We start from the raw sequence: 25,360 nt of genomic DNA on the forward strand, positions 1-25,360 counted from the left end.
GTTCGACAGGAAGAATTGAGGTCCGCTCCCCGCACGGCTCGTCCGTGATCCGGTTGGGCTCTACTGCGGTGCGCGCTCCCCCGAATCCGACCTCGCCCGCAGTGTGGGCGCGTAGCCGAAGGGAGGAACGTGACCTTCGGATTCGCCTCGTCCTCGGCGGCCTCGTTGTCGACGTCCGCGTCCGCCGCTTCCGCCACTCGTCTGCTCGAGCCCGCGGAGTGGGCCGACGCCGGGATCCCCCTGCTGCGCAACCCCCGTGAGGTCGTCAGCGGGTTGCACGCCCGCCATCGCCCCAGGGCGTCCACGGCGATCGTGGCCGTCCTCGATCCGGAGGAGCGGCTGCTCGCCAGCGCCTCGTTCACTCGTCGTGCCACCGCGGCCGACGGCTGGATGTTCCGCAACGCGCTGCTCGACCAGCTGCGCCGGGTCATCCCGCACGACCTGCGCCGCCGCACCCCGGTTCGTACCGCGGTGCTGCTCTACTGCCGTGAGGGCGACGCGCGCTGGACCGAGGAGGACGGCGCCTGGATGTGGGGGCTGCGTGACGCCTGCACGCTCCACGGGCTGCGCTGCGGCGCGTACATCACGCTGACGCAGGAAGGCTGGCAGGTGCTCGGCGAGGGACGCGGTGGACGCCGTCCGAACTCCCACTCGACGCCGGAACCGTTCGCCTTGGCGGAGGGCCCGCCGGTGATGCCCCGCACCGGAGGCCCGGTCTCCGAGGTCCTCCGCCGCGCGGCGGCCCGCTGAGGAGCGGGAAGCGGCGGTGGCCCAGGGCAACTCCCGCGCCGACCGCGCCTGGCCCGCACGCGGCACCCCTGTCCCGGCGGCCGGAGATACAGCAACAGAACCGCCTCCGGGCACGAGGCCAGGACTGCGGCTTCTCCGAGCACGTGCACCTGGTGCCAGTACGGCCCGCAGTTCAGCTTGCGCCCCGCCCAGTGGTCGCACGACACCCTGGCTCTTCGGCACTCGGCTGTGCGCCGCGCGCGGGGCCCGCACCGAGCACAGGGCGCTGCCGGGGAACCGTTGTCCGCCCTCGCGGTGGCACCCCGGCCCTCAGCACCGGTGACCGTCCGGTGGCGGCGGAGCGAGGGAGCCCGCCACCTCCGTCATCCGGGCATGGCAAAGGCAGCACCGTGCCGATGCCGCCGGAGGCGGCTCCCTCTTCGCTCCGGTAACCCCTGGGCAGGGAAACGGCTCAGACGCCGGCGCCCAGCACCGAGTTGATCTGCTGCGGGTCGCCGCAGACGATCAGCAGGGCTCCGGCCCGGGAGTGGGCCAGCGGGAGGGCGGTGGCGGCAGCGGAGGCGGAGCCGCCGTTGACGGCCACAACGACCACGGGGCGGGACGCGGCACGGGAGGCCGCGGCGGCGTCCGCGTAGAAGACGTCGTCACCGGCGTCGTGCTGCGCCCAGTAGGAGGCCTCGCCGAAGGACAACTCGTGCTCGGCCCACGGGTGCTGGGCACCGGTGGTGAGCACCAGGACGTCGCTGGGGGCGCGGCCCGAGTCGAGGAGCAGGTCCACCGCCTCCTCGGCTGCGTCGAGCGCGCCCTCGACCGAGGCCGGGATCAGCTGGATCTGCGGAGTCGCCGCGGTGGCGGCGGGAGCGGCCGGGCCCGACGGGCCAGGCTTGGCCGGAGCCACGTCACGCGGCGTGCGCTGCACCGGAGCCGTGGGCCTCACAGGGCCGGGACGACCGGGGCGGGGCGGCGCCGCGGGGCGGGGGCCGGGTACGGGGCGGGGGGTCGGCGCGGTACGGCCGCTGGCCGGCGTGGCGCGGGGACCCTGGGCACTCTCGTGAATCTGAGGCTCCTCGGGAATGAGAGGCATGAGCTGATATTTATCAAACGTTGGTGCGCCGCGGATGAGCGGGTGGCACATCAGTGCGAGCGGAACCGTCAGAAATCGAAGCCGAGCTGGCCCTCGATCTCCGGAACGCCTCCGTCCGCCCAGCTGCGGACCTTCTTGAGGTGCCGCCACTGGGGCAGCGCATCAAGATACGCCCACGACAAGCGGTGGTACGGGGTGGGCCCCCGCTCCTCCAGTGCGGCCTTGTGCACGGGCGACGGATACCCGGCGTTGTCCGCAAACCCGAAGTCTGCATGGTCGATACCCAGTTCGGCCATCATTTTGTCGCGCTGAACCTTGGCGATCACCGACGCCGCCGCGACGGCCACGCACGACTGGTCACCCTTGATGACCGTGCGCACCTTCCACGGGGCACCGAGATAGTCGTGCTTCCCGTCGAGGATCACGGCGTCGGGGCGGACCGGCAGGGAGTCCAGAGCACGGACCGCGGCAAGCCGCAGCGCGGCGGTCATCCCCAGGTCGTCGATCTCCTCCGGGGAAGCATGCCCCAGGGCGTAGGCCGTCACCCACAACCGCAGTATCTCGGCCAGTTCCGTACGCCGCATGCGCGTCAGGAGCTTGGAGTCGGTGAGACCTTGCGGTGGCCGGCGGAGTCCGGTGATCGCCGCGCAGACGGTGACGGGGCCGGCCCAGGCGCCCCGCCCCACCTCGTCGACACCGGCGATGACCTTCGCTCCGGTGGTGGCGCGCAGGGAGCGCTCGACAGTGTGAGTGGGTGGTTCGTAGGCCATGGCGCCCTTAGCGTACGCCGCCGTGATCCCCGCGCGACACCCCGGCCCCCGCGCCGGGGCGGGACGACCGCCGCCGGACGTCAGGCTCCGTGCGGCCGCAGCAGCGGAACCATCAGCTGGTCGATCATCTCCTCGAGATCCCGGTCGTTCCATTCACTGGTGCACATCTTCGATCGGTACATCATCATCGCCGGAACGACATCGAAGACGTAACCGTTGGCCGCGTCGCGGCGGACCTCTCCTCGCTCTATCCCACGGGTGATGACCTCGCGCAGCAGCTTGATCGTCGGCTCCACCACACCCTCGAAGATCACACCATGAAATCGCTCGGCCTGCGTGGGATCGCATTCGTGAATCACTGCGCGAAGGGCGAATCCAGGTCGCGAATACATGGCGTCCCGCGCCAGGCGGCACAGAGCCAACAGGTCCTCGCGAACACTTCCGAGGTCGGGCACTTCCTCCACGCGAGGCAGTCCGGCCTCGAGTGCGTCGGCGACCAGATCCTCCTTGGAGGGCCAGCGGCGATAGACCGCGGCTTTGCCGGTCTGAGCTCCGGCCGCGACACCCTCCATCGTCAGGCCCTTCCAGCCCACCGTACTGAGCTGCTCCAGAGCGGCGTCCAGGATCGCGCGCTCCAGCACCGCACCGCGCCGACGAGGAGAGGCCGCCTGAGCGGGAGCGGCCGTCCAGCGCGAGGTATCCATCTGTGTTTCTCCAGCAGACAAAGGGAAGCGGGGGTTTCGGGGTGGATCTCGCCGCGTCGCAACAGAGGGGGACACGACATGCGGCGAGGATTTAAGTGAACGCTTGCGTTCACTGTTGGGGACTCACTACCGTTGACGCGACAGTGAACGCGAGCGTTCACTAACTCCTTTGTGGGGGACCCATAGTGACAACCTCTCAACTGCTCAAGGACGACAAGCCGGGCGCGGCCCGCCGGGAGGGACACCCCGGCATCGCGCTCACCGTCATCGCGGCGTGCCAACTCATGGTGGTACTCGACGCGACGATTGTGAACATCGCACTCCCGCACATTCAAGACGCGCTCAAGTTCAGCACGACGGACCTCACTTGGGTGGTCAGCGCCTACACGCTCACCTTCGGCGGTCTGCTGCTCCTCGGCGCCCGCGCCGGTGACATCCTCGGCCGCCGCCGGGTGTTCATCGTCGGCATCCTGCTGTTCTCCATCGCCTCGCTGCTCGGCGGTCTCGCCCAGGAGCCCTGGCAGCTGCTGGCGGCACGCGCCCTGCAGGGCGTAGGCGGCGCGATCGCATCGCCCACCTCGCTGGCACTGATCACCACCACCTTCCCCGAAGGGCCGGAGCGCAACCGGGCGTTCGGTGTGTTCGCGGCCGTCTCCGCAGGCGGTGGTGCCATCGGCCTGCTCGCGGGCGGCATGCTGACCGACTGGCTCAACTGGCGGTGGGTGCTCTTCGTCAACGTGCCCATCGGACTGCTGATCGCCGCGCTCACTCCGCTCTACATCAGCGAATCCGAACGCCACCCGGGCCGGTTCGACCTCGTGGGCGCGCTGACGTCCACAGCCGGCATGGCCTCGCTGGTGTACGGCTTCATCCGCGCCTCGGAGGACGGCTGGCGCGACGAGCTCACCCTCGGCTCGTTCGGCGCGGCGGTGGTCCTGCTGCTGGCCTTCGTCCTCACCGAGATGCGGGCGAAGGAACCGATCACTCCGCTCAAGATGTTCGCCGACCGCAACCGCTCGGGCACGTACGTGGTCATGCTGAGCCTGGCCGCGGCGATGTTCGGCATGTTCTTCTACATCGTGCTGTTCGTCCAGAACGTGCTCGGCTACAGCCCCATCAAGGCTGGTGTCGCCTTCCTGCCCGTGACGGTCGCGATCGCGGTCGGCGCCGGTCTTTCGCAGCGGTTCCTGCCCTCGCTCGGACCCAAGCCGTTCATGATGGCCGGTTCGACGCTCGTGGTCATCGGACTGATCTGGCAGACCTTCATCACCCCGGACAGTTCCTACGTCAGCGGGATACTCGGTCCGATGCTGGTGTTCGGCTTCGGCATGGGTCTGATCTTCGTGACGGTGACCGTCACGGCGGTCTCCGGTGTCGCCTCGCACGAGGCCGGCGCGGCCTCCGGGCTGCTCAACGCCACGCAGCAGGTGGGTGGTTCGCTCGGCCTGTCCATCCTGACGACCGTCTTCGGCTCTGCCAGCAAGGACGAGGCGAAGAAGCAGCTGCCGAAGTTCCTCGCGGGCGGTTCGCCGGAGCAGAAGGCGGAGTTCGCCAAGACCAAGCAGCTGCCCGCACCCTGGGGCCACGAGGTGCTCGCCCACGGGATATCCATGGCCTTCGTGCCCGCCGCGGCGATGGCCGTTCTCGCCGTCCTCACCGCCTGGCTGGTGATCAAAGTCCGGAAGAGCGACCTCGACGCCCTCGCCGGCACCGCGGGACCGGGCATCGGCTGACCCGTCGGGCGCCGCGCGGAGCCGCGGCCGGCCGGACCGCCGCCGGGGGACAGACGACACGGGCGGCGGACCGGCCGGCCGCACCACAGCCGGCGGAAGACGAACCGGCACGAGCCCCGACAACCGCATCAGCGCGAGCGGCACGAACGCCCCGAGCAGCACAACCAGCACACCCACCGCGACCGACGACAACACCCACACCCCCTCGAACCTTCACCCCGCCTCCCGAGCGAAACCGAGCCGACTCGGAGCCGACCCAAACTCGGCCCGACTGGATGGCCCACAGCCGACGGCTGATGGCGGATACGAGGAAAACGGGCGACGGTCACGCAGAGTTCCCGGCATACACGGAGAGTTTTCAACCGGGGGCGGGAAGGAAGCCCGCGCCAGCGCACTGGCCAAACCGATCCCAGCACCGCGGCTGTCAGGACCCCGCAGGCACCCAGTCCGGCAGCGCCTCGGTCCGCTCCACCCACTCGGCCGGCGGCGTCCCCGTCTTGCAGGACGCGAGTACGCCGCCCACGATCGCGCAGGTGGTGTCCACATCGCCGCCCACCTGCGCGGTCGTCCAGAACGCCGTCTCGAAGTCGCCGAGGGCCCGCGCGGCGGACCAGAGGGCGAAGGGCACGGTGTCATGGGCGCTCGTACGACGACCGCACCCCAGGACAGCCGCCACCGTGGCAGCGTCTCCGTAGTCGAGCATGTCCCGCGCTCGCCTCAGCCCCGCGCCGACGGCGCTCTTCGGCACGAGCGCGACGACGCCGTCGAGGAGCGCCTCGGGGCTGGGCGGGCCGTCCGGAGAGGCGGCGAGTGCGGCCGCCGCTGCGACGGCCATGGCGCCGACGACGGCTTCCCGGTGCTGGTGCGTGGGGTATGCGGAGATCTCGGCCTGGTGGGTCGCCTGCTCGGGGTCGTCCGCGTACCAGGCGCCGAGGGGCGCGATGCGCATCGCGGCGCCGTTGCCCCAGGAACCCTGTCCGTTGAAGAGCGCGGAGGCCAGCTCCCGCCAGTCCTCGCCCTCCCGGACGAGGCGGAGCAGCCGGTTGACCGCGGGGCCGTATCCCCGGTCGAAGTCGTGGTGGTGGGCGAAGGAGTGGGCCAGCGCGTCCTGGTCGATGCGCTGGTGGGCGGCCAGGACGGCCACGACGGAGCAAGCCATCTCCGTGTCGTCCGTCCACTGCCAGGGACCCGCGGGCAGCTCGCGCCGCTTGAGCAGGGGATAGTTCACGGGAACGAAGAACTGTGAGCCGAGCGCGTCGCCCACCGCCAGTCCGCGGAGGCTGGCCAGGGCGCGTCCCAGGCGCCCGAAGGAAGAGGAGTCAGCGGTCATCGCCCTGCCACTCTATCCGGTGACCGGCTCTATCCACTGATCCAGTACGGCACCGGGTCCCGCCAGCGCTCGAAAGGCCGGTCAAGGGTGTACTTGCCGTCCTCCCCGAGAACGAGCACCCGCATCTCGGCGTTCCCGGGGTTCGACAGCGACTCGAACTCCGCCACCGACCAGTGGAACCAGCGCATGCAGAACAGCCGCATCGCGAGCCCGTGCGTCACCAGAAGCACGTTCGGCGGGTGGTCGGGGGCCTCGAAGCTGCGGAACAGGCTCTCCAGGAAGCCTCCGACACGGTCGTACACATCGGCGCCGGACTCGCCCTGCGGAAACCGGAAGAAGAAGTGGCCGTACGCGTCCCGGTACGCCTTCTGCAGGCGCACGTCGTCGCGTTCCTGCCAGTTGCCCCAGTCCTGCTCGCGCAGTCTGGGCTCCTCCCGTACCCGTATGAGGTCGGGGTCGAGGTGGAAGGCGCGCAGGGTCTCGTGCGTACGACGGTACGGGGAGACGTACACGCTCACGCGTTCCTGTCCGAAGAGTTCCCGGAGTCTCTTGCCGGTCTCCTCGGCCTGCCGCCAGCCGCGCTCGGTCAGCGCGAGAGCGTGGTCGGGCTCCCGCTCGTACACGGAGTCATCAACATTGCCCGTTGACTCGCCGTGCCGGACAAGGACGATGCGCCGTGGTCGTGCCATGCCAAAACCCTAGATCGAACGAGGGACGATCGAGCACTCGTAACGGCCCTCTACGGCGTAGGTCACACGAATCGTGCGCCTCAGACCGTCCAGGAGGGCTCCAGTTCCACGATGTCACCCGAGAGCGCCGCGATGTCGGCTTCCGTCTGGGCCCGCAGGGCCAGGCGCTCCACGCGTTCGGTCCGGTACTTTCCGTGCTCGGCCGCCGACCGCCACATGGACAGGATCAGGAACTCCTGCTCGGGAGCCTCGGCGAACATTCCCCGGATCATGCCCGGCGATCCGGCCATCGCGGGGTTCCAGACCTTCTCCTGCATGAGGGTGAAGTGGTCGACGCGCTCCTCGTGCACGCGGCAGAGGGCCACACGGATCAGGTCGGTGTCGGTGAACCGGGGCTCGAAGCCGGTCTTCACGTCGAAGCGGTATTCGAACAGCTTGACCCGGGCGTCCTTGAACGTGCCGGACTGGGAAGCGGCCAGGCGGTCGTGGGAGCGGGCCATGAAGGAGTCGTAGAAGGCGCGGCTCTCCCAGAAGGCGAAGATGTGCGCCACCCCGGGCCGCTGCCGGCTCCAGCCTCCGCCCTGTCCCCGAAACCCCGGCTCCCCCAGAAGCCCCGCCCATTTCCGCTGCCCCCGCTCGAAGCCGCGGCGGTCCACCACGGTGCAGCGAATCCACTTGACCAGCACCGCGCCATCGTAAGGCCAGGGGGCGTGGCGTCGGTCACGCTCCGGCGGAGATCACCCGCACATACGCTCCCGCGCGCGTGGCACGATGGACAAGGAGTCCTGACTTCACGGGAGTTGGGGAAGAGGGAGCCTCAAGGGGGAAGGGGAAGCCCGGTGACCGGCTTCAGCAAGGGAAACCGCAAGATCGAGGTCGCACTGAAGTGGGACCCCAGTCCGGCGGGTCAGGCGCCCACCGATCTCGACATCGTCGCCGCGACGTTCGTGTCGGGAGACGCCTATGGGGCACCGGCTTATCTGGTGCACTTCGACAGCCGCTCGCCGGACGGCACGATCTTCCTGAACCGGGACAGCACCGACGGCAAGGGCTTCGGCTGGGACGAGATCATGACGCTCGAACTCGACCGGCTCGACGGCCGGTACGCGCGCGTGGTGGTCGGGGTCGTCATCCAGCAGGGGGGCGGGCACAGGGCGTTCGCTCAGGTGCTGAACCCCGCCCTGCGCATTCGCGAGGGCTACACCGTCCTCGCCGAGGACGATTTCGGCTCGGTCCGGGAGGCCACGTCCGCCACGATCGCCGAGTTCGTACGGGACGAGTCCGGCGCGTGGATCTTCCACGCCGGTGTCCATGGCTTCGACGAGGATCCGGCGGCCTTCACCCGCGTCATGGGCAGGGCTCACCGGCCCTGAGTGCCGTGCGCCGTCCGGACAGGCGTCGCGGTCAAGCCCTCACTACGGGCGCAGCGCAAAGTAAGGGGCGCCGGCAATTGCCGGCGCCCCTTACTTCAGGAACCGCGTGTCATCAGCTGCAGCCGCTGGTCGAGCCGCAGCCCTCGCAGATGTAGCAGGAGCCGGCCCGCTGCATCTTGGTGCCGCAGGAGAAGCACAGCGGGGCGTCGGCCTGGATGCCCAGCTGCATCTCCACCAGCTCGGCGCTGGTGTGTGCCTGCTTCGGGGCGGGCTTGGCCGCCTCGGACTCGGCCTTCGGGGCGGCGACGGCCTTCAGGTCGGTCTGGCGCGGGGCGGACTGGGCCAGACCCTCGACGTCGACCTCGTCCTCGGCCGGCTCGTAGGAGCCGGTCTCCAGGTGCCGCTGACGCTCCTCGGCGGAGTGGATGCCGAGGGCGGAGCGGGTCTCGAAGGGCAGGAAGTCCAGCGCCAGGCGGCGGAAGATGTAGTCGACGATCGACTGCGCCATCCGCACGTCCGGGTCGTCCGTCATGCCGGCCGGTTCGAAGCGCATGTTGGTGAACTTCGAGACGTACGTCTCCAGGGGGACGCCGTACTGGAGGCCGACGGAGACGGCGATGGAGAAGGCGTCCATCATGCCCGCGAGGGTCGAACCCTGCTTCGACATCTTCAGGAAGACCTCGCCGAGACCGTCGTCCGGGTAGGAGTTGGCGGTCATGTAGCCCTCGGCGCCGCCGACCGTGAAGGACGTGGTGATACCCGGGCGGCCCTTGGGGAGGCGCTTGCGGACCGGGCGGTACTCGACCACCTTCTCGACCGCGGCACGGATCGTGTCCTCGGCCTTCTCGGTGATCTCGGCCTTCTCGTCCTCCTTCTTCTTGGCGGAGAGCGGCTGGCCGACCTTGCAGTTGTCGCGGTAGATCGCGAGCGCCTTGACGCCGAGCTTCCACGCCTCGTAGTAGATCTCCTCGACCTCCTCGACGGTCGCCGTCTCCGGCATGTTGACCGTCTTGGAGATGGCGCCCGAGATCCACGGCTGGATCGCGGCCATCATGCGGACGTGGCCCATCGGGGAGATGGCGCGCTCGCCCATGGCGCAGTCGAACACCTCGTAGTGCTCGTGCTTGAGGCTCGGGGCGTCGATGACGTTGCCGTGCTCGGCGATGTGGGCGACGATCGCCTCGATCTGCTCCTCCTGGTAGCCCAGGCGGCGCAGGGCCTGCGGGACGGTGCCGTTGACGATCTGCATCGAGCCGCCGCCGACCAGCTTCTTGAACTTCACCAGCGCGAGGTCGGGCTCGACACCGGTGGTGTCGCAGGACATCGCCAGACCGATGGTGCCGGTCGGGGCGAGTACGGACGCCTGGGAGTTACGGAAACCGTTCTGCTCACCGAGGCGCAGCACGTCCTGCCAGGCCTCCGTGGCGGCGGCCCACACCGGGGTGTCCAGGTCGTCCATGCGGACGGCGGTGCCGTTGGCGTCGGCGTGCTGCTTCATGACGCGCTTGTGGGCGTCGGCGTTGCGGGCGTAGCCGTCGTACGAGCCGACGACCGCGGCCAGCTCGGCGGAACGGCGGTAGGCCGTACCCGTCATCAGGGACGTGATGGCGCCGGCCAGGGCGCGGCCGCCGTCGGAGTCGTAGGCGTGGCCGGTGGCCATCAGCAGGGCGCCCAGGTTGGCGTAGCCGATGCCGAGCTGGCGGAACGCGCGCGTGTTCTCGCCGATCTTCTGGGTCGGGAAGTCCGCGAAGCAGATCGAGATGTCCATCGCGGTGATGACCAGCTCGACGACCTTCTGGAAGCGCTCGGTCTCGAAGGACTGGGTGCCCTTGCCGTCGTCCTTGAGGAACTTCATCAGGTTCAGCGAGGCCAGGTTGCAGGACGTGTTGTCCAGGTGCATGTACTCGCTGCACGGGTTCGACGCGGTGATCCGGCCGGACTCGGGGCAGGTGTGCCAGTTGTTGATGGTGTCGTCGTACTGGATGCCGGGGTCGGCGCAGGCCCAGGCGGCCTCGGCGATCTTGCGGAAGAGCGCCTTGGCGTCGACCTCCTCGATGACCTCGCCGGTCATACGGGCACGCAGGCCGAAGTTGCCGCCCTTCTCGACCGCCGTCATGAACTCGTCGTTCACACGGACCGAGTTGTTGGCGTTCTGGTACTGGACGGAGGTGATGTCGTCGCCGCCCAGGTCCATGTCGAAGCCCGCGTCGCGCAGGACGCGGATCTTCTCCTCTTCCTTGACCTTGGTCTCGATGAAGTCCTCGATGTCGGGGTGGTCGACGTCGAGAACGACCATCTTGGCGGCGCGACGGGTGGCACCACCGGACTTGATGGTGCCGGCGGAGGCGTCGGCGCCACGCATGAAGGAGACGGGGCCGGAGGCGTTGCCGCCGGAGGAGAGCAGCTCCTTGGAGGAGCGGATGCGGGAGAGGTTCAGGCCGGCGCCGGAGCCGCCCTTGAAGATCATGCCCTCTTCCTTGTACCAGTCGAGGATCGACTCCATGGAGTCGTCGACGGACAGGATGAAGCAGGCGGAGACCTGCTGGGGCTGCGGGGTCCCGACGTTGAACCAGACGGGGCTGTTGAAGCTGAAGATCTGGTGCAGGAGGGCGTAGGCCAGCTCGTGCTCGAAGATCTCGGCGTCGGCGGGCGAGGCGAAGTACTTGTAGTCCTCGCCGGCCTTCCGGTACGTCTTCACGATGCGGTCGATCAGCTGCTTGAGGCTGACCTCGCGCTGCGGGGTGCCGACGGCACCACGGAAGTACTTGCTGGTGACGATGTTGACCGCGTTCACCGACCAGAAGTCGGGGAACTCGACGCCACGCTGCTCGAAGTTGACCGAGCCGTCGCGCCAGTTGGTCATGACGACGTCACGATGCGCCCACTCCACCTCGTCGTACGGGTGCACGCCGGGAGTCGTGTGAATGCGCTCGATACGCAGGCCCTTGCTGGCCTTGGCGCCCTTGGCTCGGGAACCTCGTGCCGGACCGCTCGCCGTCTCTGTCATGCCGCCTCCCTGTACGGGCAAAAACGCCCTGAAGTGCCCCGTTTGTTCCCGTGGCACGGTGTTCTGTCTTGTGTTGCGGGCACCCTCAACTGCCCCCGCAACAGGTCTTTGGTTGCCGCCTTCCGGCCGGAATCCGGTTCTCCTCCCGGATTCGGGCCCGCCGTTCAGTCGGCGGCGTGGGCGGGCACCGGGACCTCAGTGGTCCGGGCGGGCCCGCGTTCGTCTTCCTGGCTCCCCGCCCCCGCGTCTTCGTCGTCCGCGGCGGGGCCCCTGGTCGCTTCCCTCAGCTCCGCGATGGCGGCCTCGAAGTCCTCGAGCGAGTCGAACGCCCGGTAGACGGAGGCGAATCGCAGATAGGCGACGAGGTCGAGTTCCTGCAACGGGCCGAGTATGGCCAGCCCCACGTCATGGGTGGTCAGCTCGGCGCTCCCGGTGGCCCGCACCGCCTCTTCGACCCGCTGGCCGAGCTGGGCGAGCGCGTCCTCGGTGACGGGCCGCCCCTGGCACGCCTTGCGCACGCCGTTGATGATCTTGGTGCGACTGAAGGGCTCGGTGACTCCGGACCGCTTGACCACCATGAGCGAGCACGTCTCCACGGTCGTGAAACGACGGGAGCAGTCAGGGCACTGGCGGCGCCTGCGGATCGACGTGCCGTCGTCGGTCGTACGACTGTCGACCACGCGGCTGTCGGGGTGCCTGCAGAAGGGGCAGTGCATGATCTCCAACCCTCCTCACAGCAGACTCAATAGCCTCGCTGGGCCTCACAGGCCCCTCGAAGCAGCCACAAGCATAGGCGATCGTGGAGACCCCGAAGACCCGGGGGTCGACGGAAAACACAACTTGTGGGCTGCAGTAGCCATCCAACCACTAGATGTGGGGATTGGCTCATACACCGAGGCAGATTCGCGTGTCGCTACGGAGAGGCACGCACCCGACACACAGCGGCACGCGGCGGACACCCGAGGCGAACACGCGGACACACATCCGTACCGCTCGGGCACTTACGGAGATACGGTGGGCGCCACACGGAGGACGCGTGGGACTCCGGCGCAGAAGGGGCCCGGATCCCGGACGGCAAGGTTCCGGATGGCACACTGGGGTGCGACTCACGAGGTCGACGACCTCAGCGGTGAAGAGTACAACAATGGGCGCTTTTGCCCGCCAGAGGTCGCGTAAGCCATACACCCGGACACATGATCACGTCAGGTGAATCGCACTTTTTCACTCGAACGTGTGTTTGGCGCAACCTTTCGAAAGCAACTACCGTTGTCCAGCAGGGAGACCATCGAGAGGGGCCGACGTGACCACCACCGCAGACAGTGCCACCATCACTGCCCAGGACCGCTCCCAGGGCCGAGTCGAGCCGGTACACGCGTTGAGCGAAGCCGCGCAGCCTGAGGGGCACAAGCGCTCCCTGCCGGGCCGACCTCCAGGCATCCGGGCGGACAGTTCCGGACTCACCGACCGCCAGCGCCGGGTGATCGAGGTCATCAGGGACTCCGTGCAGCGGCGTGGCTATCCGCCGTCGATGCGGGAGATCGGCCAGGCCGTCGGCCTTTCCAGCACGTCCTCGGTGGCGCACCAGCTGATGGCGCTGGAACGCAAGGGCTTCCTGCGTCGCGACCCGCACCGCCCGCGCGCGTACGAGGTGCGCGGTTCCGACCAGGCCATGACCGTGCAGCCCACGGACACGGCCGGCAAGCCCGCCGCGTCGTACGTCCCGCTGGTCGGCCGCATCGCCGCCGGTGGCCCGATCCTCGCCGAGGAGTCGGTCGAGGACGTCTTTCCCCTCCCCCGGCAGCTCGTCGGTGACGGCGAACTGTTCGTCCTCAAGGTCGTCGGCGACTCCATGATCGAGGCCGCGATCTGTGACGGCGACTGGGTCACGGTCCGCCGTCAGCCGGTCGCCGAGAACGGCGACATCGTGGCGGCCATGCTCGACGGCGAAGCCACGGTCAAGCGCTTCAAGCGCGAGGACGGCCATGTCTGGCTTCTCCCGCACAACTCGGCCTACGAACCCATCCCTGGCGACGACGCGACCATCCTGGGCAAGGTCGTCGCAGTGCTGCGGCGCGTCTGACCGCCGCGGCGGGCCTGCCGGCTCGTCCCCCTGACCGGGCCCCGGAACCCCTGCGCCGGTTCCGGGGCCCTGTGCGTGCGGCTCCGCCCGGAGCCGCCGTAAGCCGCCGTCCAACCCCCGGCTCGGCCATCCGGCTGCCGGGACGGGAAGGGCCTATTCCTCGGCCTGCTTGGCCGCCGCGTCGATCGCCGCGAGCGACCTGCGCACCTGGTTCCGGTCCGTGGTGAACCAGAAGTCGGGAAGCGACGCCTTCAGATACCCGCCGTACCGCGCGGTAGCGAGTCGCTGGTCCAGTACGGCGACCACACCGCGGTCCCCCGTGGCCCGTACGAGGCGGCCGGCGCCTTGCGCCATGAGCAGGGCCGCGTGGGTCGCGGCGACCGCCATGAAGCCGTTGCCCCCCGCGTCCTCCACCGCCTTCTGGCGGGCGCTCATCAGAGGGTCGTCGGGGCGCGGGAACGGGATCTTGTCCATGACCACCAGCTGACAGCTGGGGCCCGGGACATCGACGCCCTGCCACAGCGAGAGCGTGCCGAACAGGCAGGTCCGGGGCTCGGCCGCGAAGTTCTTGATCAGCTCGCCGAGTGTCTCCTCGCCCTGGAGGAGGATCGGGAACTCGGGGATCCGGGAGCGCAGCTCCTCCGCGGCGAGCTGGGCGGCCCTCATGGACGAGAACAGCCCGAGGGTACGGCCGCCGGCGGCCTGGATCAGCTCCGTCAGCTCGTCGAGCATGTCGGCGCGCTCGCCGTCCCGCGCGGGGCGTGCGAGGTGCTTGGCGACATAGAGGATGCCCTGCTTCCGGTAGTCGAAGGGCGAGCCGACGTCGACCCCCTTCCACTGCGGCAGGTCCTCGCCCTCGGTGCCCTCGGGACCCAGCCCCAGGGAGGCGCCGACGCCGTTGAAGTCACCGCCCAGCTTGAGCGTGGCCGAGGTGAGGACCACGCTTCGGTCGGCGAAGAGCTTCTCCCGCAGCAGCCCGGAGACCGACATGGGGGCGACGCGCAGGGAGGCGCCGAAGCGGTCGTGCCGCTCGTACCAGACGACGTCCCATTCCGAGCCGTTGAGCACGCGCTCCGCCACGTCGTGGACCGTCTCCACCGAGGCCAGGGCCTGCTTGCGGACCGCGTCCTCGTCCTGGACCGACTTGTCACGGGTCGCGCCGATCGCGGAGATCACCGTACGGGCCGCGTCCCGCAACGCCATCAACGCATAGTTGAGGTCTTCCGGGATCTCTTCCAGACGGCCCGGAAGGGCCAGTTCCATCAGCCGCTCGAACCCCTCGGCGGCGGTCTGCAGTTGGTCGGCGGCCTTCTCGTTGACGAGCTTCGCGGCCCGGCGCACGGCACGGTTGACCTGGCCGGGAGTGAGTTCGCCAGTGGCGACGCCGGTCACGCGGGAGACGAGTTCGTGCGCCTCGTCCACGATCAGCACCTCGTGCTGGGGCAGCACCGGGGCGCCCTCGATGGCGTCGATCGCCAGCAGGGCGTGATTCGTGACGACGACCTCGGCGAGCTTGGCCCGCTCCCGGGCCATCTCCGCGAAGCACTCGGCGCCGTAGGCGCACTTCGACGCGCCCAGGCATTCCCGCGACGACACCGACACCTGCGCCCAGGCCCGGTCGGAGACGCCCGGAGTGAGGTCGTCACGGTCGCCGGTCTCGGTCTCGTCGGACCAGTCGCGCAGGCGCAGCAGGTCCTGGCCGAGCTTGCTGGTGGGCGCGGCCGCCTCGAACTGGTCGAAGAGGCCGTCCTCCTCGTCCTGCGGGACACCCTCGTGCAGGCGGTGCAGACACAGATAGTTCGACCTGCCCTTGAGCATCGCGAACTCGGGCCGGCGCCGCAGCAGCGGATGCAGGGCGTCGACCGTGCGCGGCAGGTCGCGCTCGACGAGCTGGCGCTGCAGCGCGAGCGTGGCCGTGGCGACGACCACGCGCTCCCCGTGCGCGAGCGCGGGCACCAGATAACCGAGCGATTTTCCGGTGCCGGTGCCGGCCTGGACCAGCAGGTGGGATCCGCCGTCGATCGCTTCGGCGACCGCTTCGGCCATCGTCACCTGGCCAGGGCGCTCCGTACCGCCGACGGCTGCGACGGCGGCATGCAGGAGTTCGGGGAGTGAGGGCTTCGTCATAGCCCGACCACCCTACGGCCCGGCACTGACAAACGGGCGATCACGGCGAGGGTGGAGGGTGGGATCACTACCGGGGCTCCTGGGTGGGGATGGGGACGGGCGACTCGGTCGGGGCGGCGGTGGGGCGGGAACGGCGAACCCGATCGGGGTGGCGCCGGGTCCTCGGCACCGCTCCCGAATTTTTTCTGAGTGGGCGAATGGAGCGGGAACTGAATCAGTTCGCCGTTCGTACAGCATGTGAGCGCTCAATCACGCAGTGCTACAGCACATCGCGCAGGACTCGGTCCCGGATCATGAGGGCGGCCCGCTTGCCGGGCAGGTCGACCTCCGCCCCGAATCGGAATCCTGCGCTCAGGAAAGCGGCAACAGAGGGGGTGTTGCGCAGGTCGGGCTCCGCTACTACTCGCGCGCAGGCGGAGCGCCGGTCAAGGATCATGTCGGCTACGGCTCTGATCAGGGTCGAGCCCAGTCCCCGTCCTCGGTCGGCTGCCTCACCGAGGAGGAGGTGAACCCCGGTGTCGTGTGGCTGCGCCGGGTAGTGGCGGGCCAGCGGGTCGAGGTCCGCCCGGTAGATCTCCCAGTAGCTCATGGGAGTGCCGTCCAGCACGCCGAGGCACGGCACGCTGCGACCGTCGCCGTCGAGTTGGGCGCGCAGGTGGTTCTCCGTCGCGCTCTGGGACCCGGCCAGGTCCCAGAAATCGGCGACGGTGGGGTCGCTCATCCACCGGTGGACGAGCGACAGGTCCCGCTCGACGCGGACCGGCTCCAGTCGGAACCGGCCCGCGGGGGTGTCGGTCGGCACCCAGGTGTGGACGTGGTCGAGGAGGTCGTCGGGCCGTGCCGGCTCATGCCCCGTCCGGTCGGCGAAGAGCGCGACGAACTCGTCGGGCAGGCGCAGGTTCAGCGTGGTCTCACTGTCCTCGCGGGCCCCGAGGACAGTGGCGCCAGCCGGGCCCGCGCCCGCTCGGGTGCCGGTGCGGCCCGGATGGACGGAGGCGGGGCTGGAGCCGGCGTTCGCGTCGGTGGGAGGCACAGTGCGCTCCTCTCGGGAGGCGAGGTGGGTCGAACACCTCAGGGGACGAAGTGGATCGGGATTTCTTTCAGGAGGCGAGGTGAATCGGGGCTTCTTCGAAGGGGTGGGGGTTCCTCGAATGGGCCGGGCTGTTCGAAGGGGTCGGGTTCTGCGCAGGCGATGGAAACGGTGGTGCGAGAGGTGCTGTTCGTTCAGGAGCGAAGGGGGTTGGCGATGGTGACGTAGACCGACTGGGTTTCGACCGGCCCGACGAGTTCGTCCAGTCCGTGCAGCCGGGTCAGCAGGTTGGCCTTGCACCGCAGGACGGGTGAGTCGAGCAGGTGGGCGGGCAGGGAGGTGTGGAGCGGGGCGGGTCCCGTGGCGACGTCGGTGAGGAATCGGCGGAACGCGGCGAGAAGCAGTTGTTCGTCGGCGAGACGCTGGGAACCGAACGCGCCGATCAGACCGAACACATTGTTGATGGCGAGGTAGTACGCGAAGCGTTCGTCGGTGACCTCGTCGGAGACGAAGGTGTCGCTGCGCTCGCCGATCCCGGGCAGCCGGGCGTCGAGGTCGGCTCGTCGGGACTCGCGGAAGTAGTAGCCCTGGTTGTCGCGGTAGCGGCCGCCGGCAGGCCAGCCGTCGCGGTCGAGCAGGATCAGCGTGTTCTGCTGATGGGCTTCGAGAGCGATTCCGGCCTCGCCGTCGAGCCACAGCACGGGACGCACGACCTGCTCGAGATAGCGCAGGAACCACTCCGTGGCCACGGCTCCGACGGACCGGCCGGTGCGTGCGGCGAGCTGGTCGACGAGCTGGGCCAGCCGGGACCGGATGTGCCAAGAGGTTTCCACCGATGGGGAGTCGATACCCGGTGCGGCGAGTGGACGGGGCGAGACGAGTCCGGCGACACAGCTGACATCGTCGGCGGGGGCGAACGGGTTGTGCCTGATCACCACGTCCAGCCCGGGCACGGGCAGGCCGTCCGGGTCGTCGACGGCGAGCCACGCCGGGTCGCGGACGATGTCGAAGCAGGGGTGTACGGCCTGCCACTGCTTGGCCAACCTGGCGCGCAGCAGGCGGTGCACCTCGACCCCGCGGTGGAGTTCCTTGCGCAGGTTCTCACGGCGGGAGTTGGTGATGCGCAGGCCGAGCGACAGCTTGAGCATGGCAGGCGCGCCGGTTCGGTGGACGGTTCGTACGGAGGAGGTGGGGTGCCAGGGCGAGCCCAGGGGTCCCAGGTCGCGGAGCAGGCCGGAGTCGAGCAGTCCGGCGACCGCCGGGCGGTGCCGCAGCTCACGCGCCTGCCAGGGGTGCAGGGGTAGGACAGCGTGATCGTCGGGCAAGGGCAGGACGGTTCCGGCGAGTCGGCGGGTGAGGTGGTCCGCGGTGACGGGACGGCCGCGTTCGGTCCAGGCGGAGTCGGTCGAGAGAAGGGAGGGGGCGACAGCCAACCAGTGCAGGGGGAAGGAGCCACGCAACTCCGGTGAATACAGCCGGGCTTCGGCCTCGGTCAGCCCCTCGCGGCTCTTCGGGGTCGGGTGCAGGGGGTGTCCGAGGAGCAGGGCCTGCTCGGCGCTGAGGAACAGGTCGGGGCCGTCGGCGAGGTGCGCACGTCGGTCGTGGAGGAAGGTCGCGGTGCGGCGCTGCGAGTCGGCGACCCTGGCGACGAGATCCGCTCCGTCCTCGCCGGCGGACGGCGGGAACGTGGCGTCGGCGGCAGCGGGGCCGGGTGTCTCCCTGGTGAGGAGTGCGGCGAGAGTGACCGCGTCGACCGGTGCGGTCTTCGCGGGGGCGTCGGCGAGACGTGGTGGTCCGAAGCGGTGCCAGCCCGTCGGGGACCAGTAGCGGACGGGGGAGAGCAGTGCGGTGCCGGTGGCCGGGAGTGGGATGCGGAGGGTGCTGGTGGCTGGGGCGGCGAGGTCGTTCTCGCGGACCCAGCAGCGCAGGAGGTTCTCCACGGCAGCGGCCTGTGCGGCGACGTACGGGTCCGAGTCCGGGTCCTCCAGCGGGTCGGCGCCGGGCTCTGCTCGTCGCGTGGTGTCCGGCTGCCGCCTCTTCTGCGGGGGAACCGACTCGGTGCGCGGCGCGGGAGTGGGCGGGTTGCTGGGGTCCCCCGTTTCGTCGGGGGTGCCCGAACGGCCGTCGGGTGCGGGGGTGGCGTTCAAGGCGGCTCCTCGGGGCTGTGCTGGGGTGTTGCGGGGGCGCCGTCGGTTCGCTGTGCCGATGGGGAGAGAGACGGAGGCGGAGCGAGACGGAGGTGGAGCGAACGGGCGCTTCCCGGACGGTGGTCGGGTTGTGGAGGGATGTCGGCGTCCGTATGGGCGCCCTGGAAGGAGGTGCGGAAGAGATGAGGCGTGAGGGCGGCCGGGGAGGCGTACTCTGCGGCGGCCGGCGAGATCGTCGTCCGGTTCGCCTCAGTGGCTGGGCGCCCTGGATGCGACTGTCAGCCCGCTCGTTCCGCTGGGCCGCCGTGGCGTCGGTGTTGTCGGCCGTGGCCCTGGTGGTCGCGGGTCTGGCGGTCGCGGGTCTGGGGATCACGGGGCTGGTGATCGCGGGCCGCCGCTGCCACCGCTTCGGTCAGACGGTCCAGCACGGCTGCCGCCTGCTCGTCGGTGATGGTGAGGGGTGGCAGGAGCCGTACGACGCTGTGGTGGCGGCCGCCGAGTTCGACGATGAGGCCGCGGCGGAGGCACTCCCGTTGGACGGCCGCGGCGAGTTCGGGGGCTGCGGGATGCGGGGTCCGGGCATCGTCCGAGCCGGGCGACTCGGCTCGTTGGGCGCCGACGGAGGGGACCTCGGCCTCGCCCGGCGCGTCCCCCTCGCTCTCCGGGTTCACCAGCTCGACCCCGATCATCAGTCCGCGCCCGCGGACGTCGCCCACACACGCGAACTCCGACTCAAGTTCGCGCAGTTGGGACAGCATGCGGGCGCCGAGGTCGGCCGCACGCTCGGCGAGGCCGTTCTCGCGGACGTGGGCCAGGGTGGCGGTGCCCGCGGCCATGGCGAGCTGGTTGCCACGGAAGGTGCCCGCGTGGGCGCCGGGGCGCCAGACGTCGAGGTCCTCGTGGTAGACGACCACGGCCAGCGGGAGGCTGCCGCCGATGGCCTTGGAGAGGACCATGACGTCGGGGGTGACCCCGCTGTGCTCGACGGCCCAGAAGGCGCCGGTCCGGCCGACGCCGGTCTGGATTTCGTCGGCGATCAGCGGGATGGACCGGTCGGCCGTGAGCTGTCGCATGCGGCGCAGCCAGTCGTCCGGTGCCGGAATCACCCCGCCCTCGCCCTGGACGGGTTCGAGGATCATCCCGGCGGCCAGGGGCACGCCCGACTTCGGGTCGTCGAGGAGGGACTCGGTCCAGTGGGCGGACAGCTCGGCGCCACGGGTGCCGCCGACGCCGAAGGGGCAGCGGTAGTCGTGCGGGTAGGGCAGCCGGGCGAACCGTACGTCGGCGGCGCCGCCGGAGGCGGCGAGGGCATCGGCGGTCATGCCGTGGTAGGCGCCGGTGAAGGCGAGGATGCCCGTACGCCCGGTCGCGGCCCGGACCAGTTTGAAGGCGGCCTCGACCGCGTCGGTGCCGGCCGGTCCGCAGAACTGGATGCGGGCACGGTCGGCGAGACCGGGCGGCAGGGTGCGGAACAGCTCGGTGATGAAGGCGTCCTTGACCGGGGTCGCCAGGTCGAGCACGGAGAGCGGGGCACCGGAGTCGAGGACCTTGCGGATGGCCTCCAGCACCACGGGGTGGTTGTGGCCGAGGGCGAGGGTGCCGGCGCCGGACAGACAGTCCAGGTAGCGGCGGCCGTCGGCGCCCTCGATGGTCAGGCCGCGCGCCCGCACGGGCACGATGGGCAGGGCCCGCGCATAGGTCCGCGCCGCGGATTCGCGCGCCGACTGGCGTCTGAGGATCCCCTCGTGCACGGCGCGCGCTCCCCCGTACGCGCCTTCAGCCACCGACTCGGTCACGGCCACGGCTCGCTGTCCTCCCCGCTGTTCAGAGGCGAGTTGATCAAGGGGGACCGGACGCAGGCAGCGGGCCCCCCACCCCCTACAACCCCGCATGGGCCTGCGGGTTACGGGTTGCCTCAAGATCCTTGCTGTGACGGAACCGTTGCCGTTCCATCGGAAGTCCCCCACAGCGAGCGCATAGTGTGAGACACCGTTCCACCCGGCCGTGCGATCGGCGTGAACTCCCCATGGGTTCCGTGCCGATGCCGGTCCGCAGCGCCAAGTACCTTCACAGCAGGGGGAGTCAAGACCATGCGATCCATACGGCCGTCGTTCACCGTTCGCCGAGGGAGGGGTGCGACCCGCAGAACCTCCCCCGTGCTGGCGACGGTCGCCCTCGTCTCGGCGCTGGCGCTGACCGCCACCGCCTGCAACGGCGACAGTGACGACAACGCAGACGGCAAGCCGTCCGCCACCGCGACCGCAGGCGGCGACGGAAAGATCCAGATCCCGGACGACCTGAGGCAGAGGCTCAAGGAACACGGGATCGACATCGACAAGTGGAAGAACGGCGCCTGGAAGAACTGGAACAAGGACGACTGGCTGCGCGAGGCCAACGACTTCATCAACCCGATCATCAAGGGCCTGTGGGACCCGGACCGGATGCGGGGCGCCGACGACCCGGACAAGGGCAAGGGCGTCGACGACAACGACATCTCCGGTGACCAGGGGGTGACGGACCCGACGCCGGCGCCCGTGAAGGCGCAGACGGTCAAGGCGCCGTACCACACCAACGCGGCCACGTCGGGCAAGGTGTTCTTCGACTCCCCCGAGGGCACGATGGTCTGCTCGGCGACGGTCGTCGAGGACCCGGCGCACCCGGGCAAGTCCAACCTCATCTGGACGGCGGGCCACTGTGTGCACGCCGGCAAGAAGGGCGGCTGGTACCGCAACATCGCCTTCGTGCCGTCGTACAACAACCAGGCCATGTCGACCGACCAGTTGCAGAAGGCCACCCGGGACGAGATCGCCCCGTACGGCGTCTGGTGGGCCGACGCGGCCAAGACCTCGCAGCAGTGGATCGACCAGGGTGGCGAAACCGGCGGCAACGGTGCGTCGTACGACTTCGCCGTGATCCATGTGACGCCGGAGCAGGGCAACGCCGGCAAGTCGCTCGAGGAGACGGTCGGCGGCGCACTCCCGGTGAACTTCAACGCCCCGGCCGTGCCGAAGGTGCAGAACATCACGGCGAGCGGCTACCCGGGCGCGCCGCCGTACGACGGTCAGCTGCTGTACCAGTGCCAGGACAAGCCGGGCCGGCTGTCGATCAACAAGGCGGACCCGACGATGTACCGCATCGGCTGCTCGATGACCGGTGGTTCCTCCGGTGGCGGCTGGGTGGAGACGGGCTCGGACGGCAAGCCCGCACTGGTGTCCAACACCTCGATCGGCCCGGTGTCCTCGGGCTGGCTGGCCGGTCCGCGACTGGGTCCGGTGGCCAAGGGTGTGTACGACTCGGTCAGCAAGAAGTTCGCGGGTCAGTAAGGGTCCGCGCGCACAGCGAGGTGATGGGCGGCGGCCGGGTGTCTGACATGAACATTCACCACCTCGCCGCCGTCCGTCCCCAACTCCGCGGGCATAGTGGGGTGTCACCATCACTTCAACGGGGGTAATCGCACCATGCGTTCCACACGTGTGCCGTCAACACGCCGTGGCGGGCGGCGCCGTACCGTCCTCGCGGCGACCGGTCTGGTCGCCGCGCTGGCGCTGACCGCCACCGCCTGCAACGGCTCCGACGACGACAAGGCGGGCGGCCAGGCAGGCGCCGGCGCCTCGCAGGCCGCCGACGGCGGCGGCGACGGCGGCGGCAAGGTCCAGGTCCCGGCCGACATCGCCGACAAGCTCAAGAAGCACGGCATCGATGTCGACAAGTGGCAGAACGGTGGCTGGAAGAACTGGGACAAGGACAAGTGGCTCAGTGAGGCCAAGGACTTCGTCAACCCGGTGATCGAGGGTCTGTGGAAGCCGGAGCGGATGAAGTCCGCGAAGGAGGCCAACAAGACCGTCTCCACCAAGGACGCCGCCGCCGACACCGGCGTCAGCGATCCCGAGCCACAGCCGGTCAAGGCTCAGGCGGAGAAGACGCCGTACCACGACAACGCGGCCCCCGTGGGCAAGGTGTTCTTCGACTCCCCGGAGGGCTCGATGGTCTGCTCCGGCACGGTGGTCAAGGACGTCAACCACCCGGGCAAGTCCAACCTGGTGTGGACCGCCGGCCACTGCGTGCACGCGGGCAAGGGCGGCGGCTGGTACCGCAACATCGCGTTCGTGCCGGCGTACAACGACCTCGGCAAGTCGGAGTCGGAGCTGTCGAACGCGTCGGCCTCCGAGATCGCTCCGTACGGCGCCTGGTGGGCGGACTGGGCCTCGACCTCGAACGAGTGGATCCAGGGCGGCTCGGAATCGGGCGGTGACGGCGCGCCATACGACTACGCGGTGCTGCACGTGAAGCCCGAGTCCGGGTCGAAGTCGCTGGAGGAGACGGTCGGCGCGGCGCTCGATGTCGACTTCTCGGCGCCGTCCGCGACCGAGGTGAACACGATGGGCGCCTGGGGCTACCCGGCGGCGCCCCCGTTCAACGGGTTGAAGATGTTCAAGTGCCTCGACCGGCCCGGCCGGCTGTCGCTCACCCCGTCGCTGCCGACGATGTACCGGATCGGCTGCACGATGACCGGTGGCTCCTCCGGAGGCGGCTGGTTCCGGGTGGTGAACGGCAAGACCGAGCTGGTGTCGAACACCTCGATCGGCCCGGTCACCAACACCTGGCTCGCCGGCCCGCAGCTCGGCAAGGAGGCCGAAGGGCTCTACCAGAACATGAGCAAGACCTACGGCGGCCAGTGACAGCGGGGACAGCGCCGCTGCCGGCATGACGGAGGCCCGCCGCCCGGGAAAGGGTGGCGGGCCTTCGTCATGGGTGATCGGTCCTGTCGGGGCCGTCCTGTCCGTACGGGGCCGGACCGCGGGTGGGTCAGCCTGCGAGGACCGGCGCCACGGAACGCCGGACCCACGGAACGTCGGACCGGCGAACCCGTGGACGGTCAGACCGCGGACGCGGGTGCGTACGGCGCCAGGTCCGCCGCCAGTTCCTCGTGCACCCGGACCTTGAGCAGGGTGCCCTCCGCGGTGTGCTCCTCGGAGATCACCTCGCCCTCGGTGTGGGCGCGGGCGACGAGCTTGCCCTGCGTGTACGGCACCAGCGCCTCGATCTCGACCGAGGGCCTGGGCAGCTCGTTGTCGATGAGTACGAGCAGCTCTTCGATGCCTCGTCCGGTGCGGGCCGAGACCGCGATGGAGCGCTTCTCCACCCGCAGCAGCCGCTGGAGGACCAGCGGGTCGGCCGCGTCCGCCTTGTTGATCACGACGATCTCGGGCACGTCGGTGGCGCCGACATCCCGGATCACCTCGCGCACGGCGGCCAGCTGCTCCTCCGGAGCCGGGTGCGAGCCGTCCACCACGTGCAGGATCAGGTCGGAGTCGCCGACCTCCTCCATGGTGGAGCGGAACGCCTCGACCAGGTGGTGCGGCAGGTGCCGGACGAAGCCGACGGTGTCGGCCAGCGTGTACAAGCGGCCGCTCGGGGTCTCCGCGCGGCGGACGGTCGGGTCCAGGGTCGCGAACAGCGCGTTCTCGACCAGGACACCGGCGCCGGTGAGGCGGTTGAGCAGCGAGGACTTGCCGGCGTTGGTGTAGCCCGCGATGGCGACGGACGGCACCTTGTTGCGCCGGCGCTCCTGGCGCTTGATCTCGCGGCCGGTCTTCATGTCCGCGATCTCCCGGCGCATCTTCGCCATCTTCTCGCGGATCCGGCGCCGGTCTGTCTCGATCTTGGTCTCACCGGGACCACGGGTGGCGAGGCCGCCGCGACCGCCACCCATCTGGCGGGACAGCGACTGACCCCAGCCTCGCAGCCTCGGCAGCATGTACTGCATCTGCGCGAGCGCGACCTGTGCCTTGCCCTCTCGGGACTTGGCGTGTTGGGCGAAGATGTCCAGGATCAGGGCCGTACGGTCGATGACCTTGACCTTGACGACGTCCTCCAACTGGATCAGCTGGCCGGGGCTCAGCTCACCGTCGCAGATGACAGTGTCCGCGCCCGTTTCGAGGACGATGTCGCGCAGCTCCTGGGCCTTGCCGGAGCCGATGTAGGTGGCCGCGTCGGGCTTGTCGCGGCGCTGGATGACACCGTCGAGCACCAGCGCGCCCGCCGTCTCGGCGAGGGCGGCCAGCTCGGCGAGGGAGTTGTCCGCGTCCTGCGCGGTGCCCGTGGTCCACACGCCGACGAGCACGACCCGCTCCAGGCGGAGCTGGCGGTACTCGACCTCGGTGACGTCCTCCAGCTCGGTGGAGAGACCGGCGACGCGGCGCAGGGCCGCGCGCTCGGAGCGGTCGAACTGGTCGCCGTCCCGCTCTCCGTCGATCTCGTGGCTCCAGGCGACGTCCTCTTCCATCAGGGCATCGGCCCGAAGACCCTCGGAGTAGGCGTACGCGAGGCGCTTGGTGTCCTGGGAAGGGGAAGAAGAGGAGGTCATTGGATCCTTACGTCGATGGGAGTGCCTGTGCGGCATTCGAGAGATCAGCTGTCATCAGGGGCAACGCTCGAGCACCCCGGGAGATTCCCGGGTCCCGTGCCGCGCCGACCCGAAGATGGTCGCACGGCACGGCTCGTCTCGTCACCGTCTTATTTCCCGTCTCGTCGCC

General features: G+C 69.8%; 19 protein-coding genes. 6 read left to right on the plus strand and 13 right to left on the minus strand.

All coding sequences use genetic code 11. The annotated features are described in order from the left end of the window. Positions 1-129: 129 nt before the first annotated feature. A complete protein-coding gene (locus ABZ865_RS36215) occupies positions 130-750 on the plus strand; it encodes a hypothetical protein (RefSeq protein ID WP_361239935.1) in 621 nt (206 codons plus the stop codon). Between the two features lie 451 nt (positions 751-1,201). On the opposite strand, the gene ABZ865_RS36220 is transcribed toward ABZ865_RS36215, so the two are convergent. From ABZ865_RS36220 to ABZ865_RS36230, 3 genes are all read right to left on the minus strand, one after another. Further along, positions 1,202-1,834, minus strand: coding sequence for a hypothetical protein (locus ABZ865_RS36220; protein WP_361239937.1), 633 nt, complete (start codon positions 1,832-1,834; stop codon positions 1,202-1,204). Positions 1,835-1,902: 68 nt separating this feature from the next. Then, a complete protein-coding gene (locus tag ABZ865_RS36225) occupies positions 1,903-2,604 on the minus strand; it encodes a ribonuclease HII (protein ID WP_361239939.1) in 702 nt (233 codons plus the stop codon). An 80-nt stretch (positions 2,605-2,684) separates the two neighbouring features. Further along, positions 2,685-3,308 (minus strand): TetR/AcrR family transcriptional regulator, encoded by a 624-nt coding sequence (locus ABZ865_RS36230; protein WP_361239941.1) that lies wholly within the window; start codon positions 3,306-3,308, stop codon positions 2,685-2,687. Between the two features lie 185 nt (positions 3,309-3,493). Here ABZ865_RS36230 and ABZ865_RS36235 point away from each other — a divergent pair, with 185 nt between their 5' ends. Next, entirely contained in the window at positions 3,494-5,041 is a 1,548-nt protein-coding gene (locus ABZ865_RS36235) for an MFS transporter (protein ID WP_361239943.1), read from the plus strand. A 424-nt stretch (positions 5,042-5,465) separates the two neighbouring features. On the opposite strand, the gene ABZ865_RS36240 is transcribed toward ABZ865_RS36235, so the two are convergent. From ABZ865_RS36240 to ABZ865_RS36250, 3 genes are all read right to left on the minus strand, one after another. Then, entirely contained in the window at positions 5,466-6,371 is a 906-nt protein-coding gene (locus ABZ865_RS36240) for an ADP-ribosylglycohydrolase family protein (protein WP_361239945.1), read from the minus strand. A gap of 29 nt (positions 6,372-6,400) precedes the next feature. Next, the gene (locus ABZ865_RS36245) at positions 6,401-7,060 is read right to left on the minus strand and encodes a histidine phosphatase family protein (RefSeq protein WP_361239947.1); all 660 of its coding nucleotides are present in this window, start codon (positions 7,058-7,060) and stop codon (positions 6,401-6,403) included. An 80-nt stretch (positions 7,061-7,140) separates the two neighbouring features. After that, positions 7,141-7,746 (minus strand): YdbC family protein, encoded by a 606-nt coding sequence (locus tag ABZ865_RS36250; protein WP_361239949.1) that lies wholly within the window; start codon positions 7,744-7,746, stop codon positions 7,141-7,143. 153 nt (positions 7,747-7,899) lie between these two features. Between ABZ865_RS36250 and ABZ865_RS36255 the strand changes: the two genes are divergently transcribed. Next, the gene (locus tag ABZ865_RS36255) at positions 7,900-8,433 is read left to right on the plus strand and encodes a TerD family protein (RefSeq protein WP_361239951.1); all 534 of its coding nucleotides are present in this window, start codon (positions 7,900-7,902) and stop codon (positions 8,431-8,433) included. Positions 8,434-8,545: 112 nt separating this feature from the next. On the opposite strand, the gene ABZ865_RS36260 is transcribed toward ABZ865_RS36255, so the two are convergent. Continuing rightward, complete coding sequence (locus ABZ865_RS36260; RefSeq protein ID WP_361239953.1) at positions 8,546-11,440, minus strand: vitamin B12-dependent ribonucleotide reductase; 2,895 nt, start codon at positions 11,438-11,440, stop codon at positions 8,546-8,548. Positions 11,441-11,604: 164 nt separating this feature from the next. After that, on the minus strand, positions 11,605-12,156 hold the full coding sequence (nrdR, locus tag ABZ865_RS36265; RefSeq protein WP_100830800.1) for a transcriptional regulator NrdR: 552 nt from the start codon (positions 12,154-12,156) through the stop codon (positions 11,605-11,607). A gap of 584 nt (positions 12,157-12,740) precedes the next feature. Between nrdR and lexA the strand changes: the two genes are divergently transcribed. Continuing rightward, positions 12,741-13,520: a transcriptional repressor LexA gene (gene lexA, locus ABZ865_RS36270; RefSeq protein ID WP_361239955.1), complete on the plus strand. Its 780-nt coding sequence runs from the start codon at positions 12,741-12,743 to the stop codon at positions 13,518-13,520. A 153-nt stretch (positions 13,521-13,673) separates the two neighbouring features. Here the strand turns inward: lexA and ABZ865_RS36275 are convergent, their stop codons facing one another. From ABZ865_RS36275 to ABZ865_RS36290, 4 genes are all read right to left on the minus strand, one after another. After that, on the minus strand, positions 13,674-15,647 hold the full coding sequence (locus ABZ865_RS36275; RefSeq protein ID WP_361239957.1) for an ATP-dependent DNA helicase: 1,974 nt from the start codon (positions 15,645-15,647) through the stop codon (positions 13,674-13,676). A gap of 259 nt (positions 15,648-15,906) precedes the next feature. Continuing rightward, positions 15,907-16,680, minus strand: coding sequence for a GNAT family N-acetyltransferase (locus ABZ865_RS36280; protein WP_361239959.1), 774 nt, complete (start codon positions 16,678-16,680; stop codon positions 15,907-15,909). 191 nt (positions 16,681-16,871) lie between these two features. Further along, positions 16,872-18,824 carry an IucA/IucC family protein gene (locus ABZ865_RS36285; RefSeq protein ID WP_361239960.1) on the minus strand — a complete coding sequence of 651 codons (1,953 nt, stop codon included), beginning with the start codon at positions 18,822-18,824 and terminating at the stop codon, positions 16,872-16,874. 278 nt (positions 18,825-19,102) lie between these two features. Beyond that, positions 19,103-20,626, minus strand: coding sequence for a diaminobutyrate--2-oxoglutarate transaminase family protein (locus ABZ865_RS36290; protein ID WP_361239962.1), 1,524 nt, complete (start codon positions 20,624-20,626; stop codon positions 19,103-19,105). Positions 20,627-20,914: 288 nt separating this feature from the next. On the opposite strand from ABZ865_RS36290, the gene ABZ865_RS36295 reads away from it, so the two are divergent. Together ABZ865_RS36295 and ABZ865_RS36300 are read left to right on the plus strand one after the other, a co-directional pair. Next, positions 20,915-22,147, plus strand: a complete 1,233-nt coding sequence (locus ABZ865_RS36295; RefSeq protein ID WP_361239964.1) for a hypothetical protein — start codon at positions 20,915-20,917, stop codon at positions 22,145-22,147. A gap of 135 nt (positions 22,148-22,282) precedes the next feature. Beyond that, positions 22,283-23,503 carry a hypothetical protein gene (locus tag ABZ865_RS36300; RefSeq protein WP_361239966.1) on the plus strand — a complete coding sequence of 407 codons (1,221 nt, stop codon included), beginning with the start codon at positions 22,283-22,285 and terminating at the stop codon, positions 23,501-23,503. A 197-nt stretch (positions 23,504-23,700) separates the two neighbouring features. Here ABZ865_RS36300 and hflX read toward each other — a convergent pair whose 3' ends face one another. Then, entirely contained in the window at positions 23,701-25,191 is a 1,491-nt protein-coding gene (hflX, locus tag ABZ865_RS36305; RefSeq protein ID WP_361239968.1) for a GTPase HflX, read from the minus strand. Positions 25,192-25,360: the final 169 nt, after the last annotated feature.

It is taken from the genome of Streptomyces sp. NPDC047085 (genome assembly GCF_040643735.1).
In the GTDB taxonomy this organism is placed as follows: Bacteria; Actinomycetota; Actinomycetes; order Streptomycetales; family Streptomycetaceae; genus Streptomyces.